The 9,591-nt window shown below is 42.3% G+C and carries 9 protein-coding genes; all 9 read right to left on the bottom strand.

The genetic code is table 11. From position 1 onward, the window contains the following. Positions 1 to 441: DUF8696 domain-containing protein (locus tag PL9214_RS31715; protein WP_222425313.1), on the bottom strand; the 441-nt coding region annotated here is incomplete at its 3' end. Next, entirely contained in the window at positions 419 to 1,099 is a 681-nt protein-coding gene (locus tag PL9214_RS33440) for a DUF8696 domain-containing protein (RefSeq protein ID WP_072722799.1), read from the bottom strand. The genes PL9214_RS31715 and PL9214_RS33440, both read right to left, overlap by 23 nt. A gap of 35 nt (positions 1,100 to 1,134) precedes the next feature. Beyond that, the gene (locus PL9214_RS33435) at positions 1,135 to 1,506 is read right to left on the bottom strand and encodes a DUF8696 domain-containing protein (RefSeq protein WP_072722798.1); all 372 of its coding nucleotides are present in this window, start codon (positions 1,504 to 1,506) and stop codon (positions 1,135 to 1,137) included. Further along, positions 1,460 to 3,259, bottom strand: a complete 1,800-nt coding sequence (locus PL9214_RS33430) for an FG-GAP repeat domain-containing protein (RefSeq protein WP_072722797.1) — start codon at positions 3,257 to 3,259, stop codon at positions 1,460 to 1,462. The genes PL9214_RS33435 and PL9214_RS33430 overlap by 47 nt, the downstream gene beginning before the upstream one ends. After that, the gene (locus PL9214_RS29120; RefSeq protein ID WP_439331547.1) at positions 3,243 to 4,967 is read right to left on the bottom strand and encodes a calcium-binding protein; all 1,725 of its coding nucleotides are present in this window, start codon (positions 4,965 to 4,967) and stop codon (positions 3,243 to 3,245) included. The genes PL9214_RS33430 and PL9214_RS29120 overlap by 17 nt, the downstream gene beginning before the upstream one ends. 676 nt (positions 4,968 to 5,643) lie before the next feature. Beyond that, complete coding sequence (locus PL9214_RS29115; RefSeq protein WP_083580252.1) at positions 5,644 to 7,113, bottom strand: putative Ig domain-containing protein; 1,470 nt, start codon at positions 7,111 to 7,113, stop codon at positions 5,644 to 5,646. Continuing rightward, a complete protein-coding gene (locus PL9214_RS33425; RefSeq protein WP_500690255.1) occupies positions 7,092 to 7,316 on the bottom strand; it encodes a DUF8696 domain-containing protein in 225 nt (74 codons plus the stop codon). Before PL9214_RS33425 ends, PL9214_RS29115 begins: the two co-directional genes overlap by 22 nt. Positions 7,317 to 7,351: 35 nt before the next feature. Beyond that, a complete protein-coding gene (locus PL9214_RS29100; protein WP_072722793.1) occupies positions 7,352 to 7,708 on the bottom strand; it encodes a DUF4347 domain-containing protein in 357 nt (118 codons plus the stop codon). A 407-nt stretch (positions 7,709 to 8,115) separates the two neighbouring features. Continuing rightward, a complete protein-coding gene (locus PL9214_RS29095; protein WP_072722792.1) occupies positions 8,116 to 9,507 on the bottom strand; it encodes a cobyrinic acid a,c-diamide synthase CobB in 1,392 nt (463 codons plus the stop codon). Between the last annotated feature and the right edge of the window lie 84 nt (positions 9,508 to 9,591).

The following is a 9,591-nucleotide window of genomic DNA, read 5'->3' as shown; positions in this document are numbered from 1 at the left end:
TGACTCTTGCCATTGATAATTAAACGTTCCTAAACCATCAACATCTGCTAAGGTATTGGTGGCGGTTAAAATTTGGTTTTGTGTTGCTGTTCCTGTAATACTAACATTACCTGTAGGAGCATTATTCAAAAGTCCAGAAACCACAGAAGTCGGACTACTATTAACTATTTCTGCTGTCCCTAATAGGTCAGTATAACTAACTTTTACTTGTACCTTTTTCCCCACTTGTGCTTGAGATAAGGTAAAGGTATTATTAGTCGCGCCACTAATATTAGTCCAGGTGACTCCATTATCGGCTGACTCTTGCCATTGATAATTTAATGTTCCTAAACCATCAACATCTGCTAAGGTATTGGTGGCGGTTAAAATTTGGTTTTGTGTTGCTGTCCCTGTAATATTAACTGTTCCTGTAGGAGCATTATTCAAAAGTCCAGAAACCACAGCNACTCCCTTGCAGGATGGTAAGCTGATTAAAATTATAATTTTGGGTCAATTTTAACAGATCTTCACCTCCGAGAAAATCTAGGATAATATCGCCATTTTCACCCGGATTTAACATAAAGATATCGGCTCCTTGACCGCCAATGNCAACTTGTGTTTGAGATAAGGTGAACGTATTATTAGTCGCTCCACTAATATTAGTCCAGGTGACTCCATTATCGGCTGACTGTTGCCATTGATAATTAAAAGTACCTAAACCATCTGCATCTGCTAAGGTATTTGTGGCGGTTAAGGTTTGATTTTGGGTCGCTGTTCCTGTAATATTAACTGTTCCTGTAGGAGCGTCGTTAATATTAGTAACCACAGAAGTCGGACTACTATTAACTATTTCTGCTGTCCCTAATAGGTCAGTATAACTAACTTTGACCTGTACCTTTTTCCCCACTTGGGTTTGAGATAAGGTCAAAGTATTATTAGTCGCTCCACTAATATTAGTCCAGGTGACTCCATTATCAGATGACTGTTGCCATTGATAATTAAAAGTACCTAAACCATCTGCATCTGCTAAGGTATTTGTGGCGGTTAAGGTTTGATTTTGGGTCGCTGTTCCTGTAATATTAACTGTTCCTGTAGGAGCGTCGTTAATATTAGTAACCACAGAAGTCGGACTACTATTAACTATTTCTGCTGTCCCTAATAGGTCAGTATAACTAACTTTGACCTGTACCTTTTTCCCAACTTGGGTTTGAGATAAGGTGAACGTATTATTAGTTGCTCCACTAATATTAGTCCAANGTTAATATTAGTAACCACAGAAGTTGGACTACTATTAACCGTTTCTGCTGTTCCTAATAGGTCTGTATAACTAACTTTTACCTGTACCGTTTTCCCTACTTGTGCTTGAGATAAGGTAAAAGTATTATTAGTCGCTCCACTAATATTAGTCCAGGTGACTCCATTATCGGCTGACTCTTGCCATTGATAATTTAATGTTCCTAAACCATCTGCATCTGCTAAGTTATTGGTGGCGGTTAAAATTTGGTTTTGTGTTGCTGTTCCNAACACCCGTGAGGGAGACGTTGGTGTTGAGGCTAAAACCGCCACTGCCGTTGTTGCTATAGATTTGGCTGATGGGTTTCCATGAACTATCGTAGCCCGTGAGCAGGATATCGGTGTCCCCATCTTTGTCAAAGTCGGCGGTGGCGACGGAACTAAAGCCAACACCGGAGAGGGAGACGTTGGTGTTGAGGCTAAAACCGCCACTGCCGTTGTTGCTATAGATTTTGCTGATGGGGTTATATGAACTATCTAGGCCCGTGAGCAGGATGTCGGTGTCCCCATCTTTGTCAAAGTCGGCTGTGGTGACGGAACTAACGTTAACACCGGTGAGGGAGACGTTGGTGTTGAGGCTAAAACCGCCACTGCCGTTGTTGCTATAGATTTTGCTGATGAGGCCAGAACTATCGGAGCCCGTGAGCAGGATGTCGGTGTCCCCATCTTTGTCAAAGTCGGCTGTGGTGACGGGACTAAAGTAAACACCGGGGAGAAAGACGTTGGTGTTGAGGCTAAAACCGCCACTGCCGTTGTTGCTATAGATTTTGCTGATGGGGTTATCAGAACCATCCTGGCCCGTGAGCAGGATGTCGGTGTCCCCATCTTTGTTGAAGTCGGCGGTGGTGACGGAACTATAGTCAACACGGGTGAGGGAGATGTTGGTGTTTTCTTCAATGCTCGGAGCCGGAATAAGATTCCCGACAGTATCCCCACTGGAGTTGCTGTCATCTTCGTTAATAGGGGTGAGGCTATAGGTGATGTTGGTATTATCTAATACGGGAGCATGGTTAACGGCAGTGACATTAGTAACGGTAGCTGTGGGTGAACTATTAACCGTTTCTTGTGTTCCTAGTTGATCAGTATAACTAACTTTTACCTGCACCTTTTTCCCCACTTGTGTTTGAGATAAGGCAAAAGTATTATTAGTTGCTCCACTAATATTAGTCCAGGTGACTCCATTATCGGCTGACTGTTGCCATTGATAATTTAATGTTCCTAAACCATCTGCATCTGCTAAGGTATTTGTTGCCGTTAAGGTTTGATTTTGTTTTGCTGTCCCTGTAATACTAACATTACCTGTGGGTAAGTCGTTAACATTAGTAACGGTAGTTGTAGGTGAACTATTAACCGTTTCTGCTGTTCCTAATAGGTCTGTATAACTAACTTTTACTTGTACCTTTTTCCCAACTTGTGTTTGAGATAAGGTGAACGTATTATTAGTCGCTCCACTAATATTAGTCCAGGTGACTCCATTATCGGCTGACTGTTGCCATTGATAATTAAAAGTACCTAAACCATCTGCATCTGCTAAGGTATTTGTGGCGGTTAAGGTTTGATTTTGGGTCGCTGTTCCTGTAATATTAACTGTTCCTGTAGGAGCGTCGTTAATATTAGTAACCACAGAAGTCGGACTACTATTAACCGTTTCTGCTGTCCCTAATAGGTCAGTATAACTAACTTTGACCTGTACCTTTTTCCCCACTTGGGTTTGAGATAAGGTAAAGGTATTATTAGTCGCTCCACTAATATCACTCCAGGTGACTCCATTATCGGCTGACTCTTGCCATTGATAATTTAATGTGCCTAAACCATCTGCATCTGCTAAGGTATTGGTTGCAGTTAAAATTTGATTTTGTGTTGCTGTTCCTGTAATACTAACATTACCTGTGGGTAAGTCGTTAATATTAGTAATAACAGAAGTCGGACTACTATTAACCGTTTCTGCTGTTCCTAATAGGTCTGTATAACTAACTTTTACCTGCACCTTTTTCCCANGTGGGAGTTGAGGGAGTTGGAGTTGTGGGATTAACGGAATTTATTAACCCAACGGTGCTACTATTAATAACCTCTTGATTCGGGGTAATATTACCGTTATCAATGATGGTTCCTCCTGTGTTTGGATTGTTGGGATCTGTTGGGGGTTGGTCAATAACAGAAGTATCGATGGTGGTGGTAGCAATTTGAGTGGTTAAGGCTTCTCCAGTATTCTCCGCTACTACTTCGTCAAAGGATTTTGTCCCACTGAAGGCAGCGCTTAAATCTTCTGTGACGCTGGTTTGGGCGACTTTTTGGGCTTGGAAGATGCCATCAGTGGTGGTAGCAGTGAGAATTTGCTCGTTACTGGCAGCAATCACTTGGGATAATTGAGCCGCATTGTTGGTAATCGCCTCTAGGTTAATAGTGTTGTCTGCTGGGTCTACCTCTGCTAATAAACTGTTTATATTACCAACTGTGTTAGTAATCAAAGTTTGAATCGCTGTGCTATCACTGAGATTGAAACTGCCACTTTGCAGGAGTTCGGCTAGATTCCCCGTCACCAGAGCATCTAAGCTATTACTGCTGATACCGATAACCGTTTCCAGGGAGTTACTGATTTGACTAATCAGAGTTTGCACTGCCACTTGAGCCGCTAACACCGCTTTGCCTTCACTAGAACCCGCTTGGGCGGCTGCGATGGCATCAAAGGTGGCTAAATTAATGGTGCTGGGCAGTCCCAAAGCAGTTTTGACTTGGGTTTCGGATGCGTCTGGGGTGAGTCCTGTATCGACGAGGGTATAAATTAAAGTCNCTTGACCGCCATGAATCAGATCGTTATCGTCGCCACCGTAAAGGTTATCGTTCCCTGTACCTCCTGACAACAGATCTTCTCCAGCATAACCAACTAACAGGTCGTTTCCAGCTTCTCCTAATACCGTATCATTGCCTAAATCACCACTGAGGGTATCGTTTCCTAAACCTCCAAAAATCAGGTCATTGTCCTTACCGCCTCGCACCCAGTCTTCATCGCTACCGCCATAAATGAGGTCGTTTCCGAGGAAACCATAAATCAGGTCTTGACCTGAGTTTCCTGAGAGGAAATCGGCTTCACCATAACCGAGTAAGGTATCTTGACCGACACCGCCACTGAGGGAGTTGGGACGCTCATCTCCTAAGATGAGGTCATCGGGGGGGTTACTGGTGGGAATGGAGGTTAGATTTTTCCGAGCGATAAATTGTTCGATGGGGTCGCTCAGGGATGAGGGATTTGTTGTTTTTGGGGTGGGAGTTGAGGGAGTTGGAGTTGTAGGATTAACGGAATTGATGAGATTAACAACCTCCTGATTAGAATTGGGGGTAATATTACTGTTATTATTGAGATTGTCTTCGGGGTTATCTGTAGGAGGTGTGTTAGGATCTGTTGGGGGTTGGTCAATAACAGAAGTATCGATGGTGGTGGTAGCAATTTGAGTGGTTAACGCTTCTCCAGTATTCTCAGCCACTACTTCGTCAAAGGATTTTGTACCACTGAAGGCGGCACTTAAATCTTCCGTGACGCTGGTTTGGGCGACTTTTTGGGCTTGGAAGATGCCATCAGTGGTGGTGGAGGTCAGGATTTGCTGGTTGCTGTCAGCGATAACTTGGGATAATTGAGCCGCATTGTTGGTAATCACCTCTAGGTTAATAGTGTTGCCTGGGTCTATCTCTGCTAACATATTGGTTATATTGCCAACTGTGTTAGTAATCAGAGTTTGAATCGCTGTGCTATCACTGAGATTAACACTACTACTTTGCAGGAGTTCGGCTAGATTCCCAGTCACCTGAGCATCTAAGCTATTGCTGCTGATGCCAGCAACGGTTTGCAGGGAGTTACTGATTTGACTAATCAGGGTTTGCACTGCCACTTGTGCCGCTAACACCGCTAAACCTTCAGGAGAACCCGCTTGGGCGGCTGCGATGGCATCAAAGGTGGCTAAATTAATGGTGCTGGGGAGTCCCAAAGCAGTTTTGACTTGGGTTTCGGATGCGTCTGGGGTGAGTCCTGTATCGACGAGGGTAGAAATTAGGGTGGTTAGAGGGGTAACTACCGTAGAATCGGGAACTGCCCGCAGTGTGCCTGTAAAGGCTTGTCCGGTAATGGCATCGGTGCCACCGACGACCACATATTCCCCTTCATCGAAGTCGAGAGTGCCATTGCTGTTGAGGTCGAAGTTACCCGCAATCTCCAGGGTGAAATTACCCGCAGCATCTGTGGTTGCACCAGGTTCATCGCTATCTTGAGTGCGGTTGAAGTTGGTGTCTAGGAAGGCTGTGGCTCCAGAGATGGGGCCATCTAAAGCTTTGGCTTGGATGGTTTTGGAGATAGCTGCGGGGCTGGCGACTTTAATATCGCTACTGAANGCCGCCGCTACCGCCGTCGGGGCTGCCGATGCCGCCGTTGCCGCCGTTGCCGCCGAGGCCGCCGTTGCCGCCGTTGCCGCCATTCAAGCCGACGTCACTGCGATTGCTGCCATTGCTGCCATTGTTAGCTGCTATCTTCTGCAACCCAATACCACCACCAAACTGCTCGTTGCCCCCTGTAACATTACCACCTCTAGCTTCATTCCCCTGAAACTTCACCCCATCAACCGTGACATTTCCTTGATAAATAAACAGTGCCCCTCCCATCCCCGCGCCACCACCGTAGATATAGCCATCACCTCCCTTAGCAACTGCGTTTTTCAGGGTCAGGTTCTTAAAATTCACATTCCCTGATTTGACAAAGAAAATCGGACGGTCATCTTGATCTGCTTTACCATCATTATTATTATCCCCATTGATGGTATGTCCTTGCCCATCAACAGTCATATCGCTATCAATCAAACTCCACATCCGTATCACATCGCTACCAAAATTCAGACGCACATCGGTATTGAGTTTGATGGTATCGGCTCCAGGGCTCTTATTGGCTCTGTCTATCGCCCAACTCAGAGTTCCTTCGGTATCTCCCTTACCGTTATCTTTGTCTTTGGTGACGATAATATCCCCCAAAAGGACTGTATTGGTTGGGTTACTATTAACGGTTTCTTTGGTTCCTTGTCCATCGGTATAACTAACTTTTACCTGTACCTTTTTCCCCACTTGTGTTTGAGATAAGGCAAAAGTATTATTAGTTGCTCCACTAATATTAGTCCAGGTGACTCCATTATCTGCTGACTCTTGCCATTGATAATTAAACGTTCCTAAACCATCTGCATCCGCTAAGGTATTTGTTGCCGTTAAAATTTGGTTTTGTTCGGGTGTTCCTGTAATACTAATATTCCCTGTGGGTAAGTCATTAACGGCAGTAACATCAATAGTAATCGTATTAGCTGTCACACTATCAATAATGCCGTCATTAACGGTGAACTTGAAGTTGGCATAACTGCTACCGTTAGCATTAGCAAATGGGGTGAAGACTAAGCTGGGAATATCAACAGCAGTGATCACTTGGTTAGCTGTAACAGCAGTGCCCTTCAGTTGTAATGTCCCCACTGTGGGCAGTTGGGTGATTTTTATTGATGCTAGGGTATCTGTGGTGTCTACATCACTGAAACCGAAGTCGGTGACAGCAAAGGTGTAGTTGTTGTCTTCGTTAACGGTTAGGGTTTTGTTGGCGGCTGTGGGCGGAGTATTGGTATTATTAACCGTCAGTTGGAAACTGTTTTCAACTGTAGTATTACTACTATCTTTAGCTGTAACTTTGATAGTAAGATTACCGAGATCTGCATTAGTGGGTTTTCCGGTAAATGTTCCGGTTGTGGTGTTGAAAGTTAACCAACTGGGTAAGGTTGTACCATCCGCTAAGGTGACGCTATAGGTTAAACTATCCCCTGCATCAATATCGCTAAAGTTANATTAGTTGCTCCATTAATATTCGTCCAGGTGACTCCATTATCGCCTGACTCTTGCCATTGATAATTTAATGTTCCTAAACCATCAACATCTGCTAAGGTATTGGTTGCCGTTAAAATTTGGTTTTGTGTCGCTGTACCCGCAATATTAACTGTTCCTGTAGGAGCATTATTCAAAAGTCCAGAAACCACAGAAGTCGGACTACTATTAACTGTTTCTGCTGTTCCTAATAGGTCAGTATAACTAACTTTGACCTGCACCTTTTTCCCTNTACTTCACATCCATACACTAAAATATCGGCGGTTTTTGTTAGGGCTTTTCCCCACTGCTGGAGTAGACTATTAAAACTGTCTATATTTTCCCCATTGAGAAGGTCTGAACCGAGTTGTAAATGACCGGGGCTTCCGTGAGAAACGATATGTAGGGCTTCAATGTTTGACCCGCTTTTGAGTGCTTGTGTGATCTGTTCTACCCCACTTTTGTCTGGGTCTAAAATCACGATTTCTGCGTTTTTGTTGGCTCCTTCTATTAGGCTTGGGTAGTTGTCGATAGCGGAGTCAATGAAAATAATTTGTTTTTTCATGGTTTCCGATTCAGTTGATTAATTAATGGCCAAAGGATTCTGATAAGTAGTTGCCGGGAGACCGCACCCAGTTGAAGGGATGAACGGGAAGGACGATCTCTGTTGGCCCGATGTACAATTTTTCCTCGGTTTACACAGTACAATCGGGGAAATTGCTTTTGGGTATATTTGGAGAACGTCTTAATTTAACGTTAATAACTCTATTATAATTGATTAATAGTGCGTTGAATACCGTAGAATTACTGAAATTTTTTCATGAGATTTTTGGCACCAAATTATATCGGTGAAAATCTGGATAGGGGAGCAACGGGACTCCTATTTAAATGTTTGCTAGGAATCCGTCCAAGTAGAGACGTTGTATGCAAGGTCTCTACAGGAGATTTAGGAGATTATTTTTAGTATCAATTTTAGGATTTTATATAAGATTGATTATTGCAACAACACTCTAAAAATCGCATTGGAATCTCAATTTTATCTCCCCAATGGAGATGTAAATAAGACCCATGAACGTTAGGGAGATTTCCCCATCCTTCTAAAATTAAAGTATTATTTTCTACTGAGAAAAAACGCTGCATTTTATATAACGGTTGAGTTGAGTTTTCGAGCAGTTCTGAACGATGAAACTCATGTCCGGTAATTATTTTGCCTTCTAATAATAAAGGCGTATTTTTTAATACTTTGGCTTGATAATACCCTAATTTTAATCGTTTTCCCATCACCGCCGTTGTTGGCAAAACCCCCACCATTGACCAAGCATTATTTTCAAAATCAATAATTTTTTCACATAAATACATTAACCCTCCACATTCGGCATAGGTTGGCATTCCTGATAAAATAGCATATTTAACTGCTTTTAAAATAACTTGATTTTGGCTTAATTGTTGAGCAAATACCTCTGGAAACCCTCCGCCAAAATATAATCCTTGAATTCCGGGGGGTAACTGGTCATCGGTTAAGGGACTCCATTCAATTAATTCCGCACCTAATTGTTGTAAAATTTCTAAATTTTCGGCATAATAGAAGTTAAATGCAGAATCTCTAGCGATCGCAATTTTAATTCTAGGCTCTACTGTAGTGTTTAAAAATGCAGTTTCTTGAATAAATTCAGTTTTTGGAGTGTATTTTAATAAGGGTAATAATTGTTCCCAGTCAAACCAAGATTCAGCCAGTTTAGCTAAGTCTTGAATCAGTAAATTTAGTTCAGGTAGTTCTTCCGTTGGAATTAACCCCAAATGACGAGCGGGAATTTCGATATTTTCTTGTCTTTTCAAGATTCCTATAATTGGAATATTGAGGAATTTTAAGGAAGTTTTTAATAATTCTAAATGGCGATCGCTTCCTACTTTATTTAAAATCAACCCAGCTAAATTCAGCTTAGGATTAAGGGTTTTAAATCCCAGGGTAATGGCAGCTACAGAACCCGATAATCGACTACAATCTAAAACCAAAATAACAGGTATATTCAAAATTAAAGCAATGTGAGCCGTGGAAGCTATCGGAACATTATCACCATCAGGAATCCCATCAAATAAACCCATTACCCCTTCTATTAATCCATAATCAGACATTTGAATATGATTAAAATAGCAAGTTTTAATATAGGATTCTGATGTTAAAATTGAATCTAAATTATAACAAGGTTTTCCCGTTACATAGGCATGAAACATGGGATCAATATAATCAGGGCCAACCTTAAAGGATTGCACATTAAAATTGTGTTGTTTTAAATAAGATAAAATTGTCAATGTAACGGTTGTTTTACCAACGCCACTGCGTTCACCTGCAATAATAACAGTCATGATTTAAAATTTTTAGGGAATACCTATCGGGCTAAATGCTTAAGAATTGGTAACTCTACATTCATTACCTTACCTGCTTTCTAG

It is taken from the genome of Planktothrix tepida PCC 9214, assembly GCF_900009145.1.
GTDB lineage: Bacteria > Cyanobacteriota > Cyanobacteriia > Cyanobacteriales > Microcoleaceae > Planktothrix > Planktothrix tepida.
The sequence above is the reverse complement of the archived record's forward strand: the minus strand, read 5'-3'. Positions and strand labels throughout refer to the sequence as shown.

Coding starts and splice junctions, on each gene's coding strand:
- PL9214_RS29095 (WP_072722792.1), bottom strand. CDS start 9,507: ATGACTGTTATTATTGCAGGTGAACGCAGTGGCGTTGGTAAAACAACC.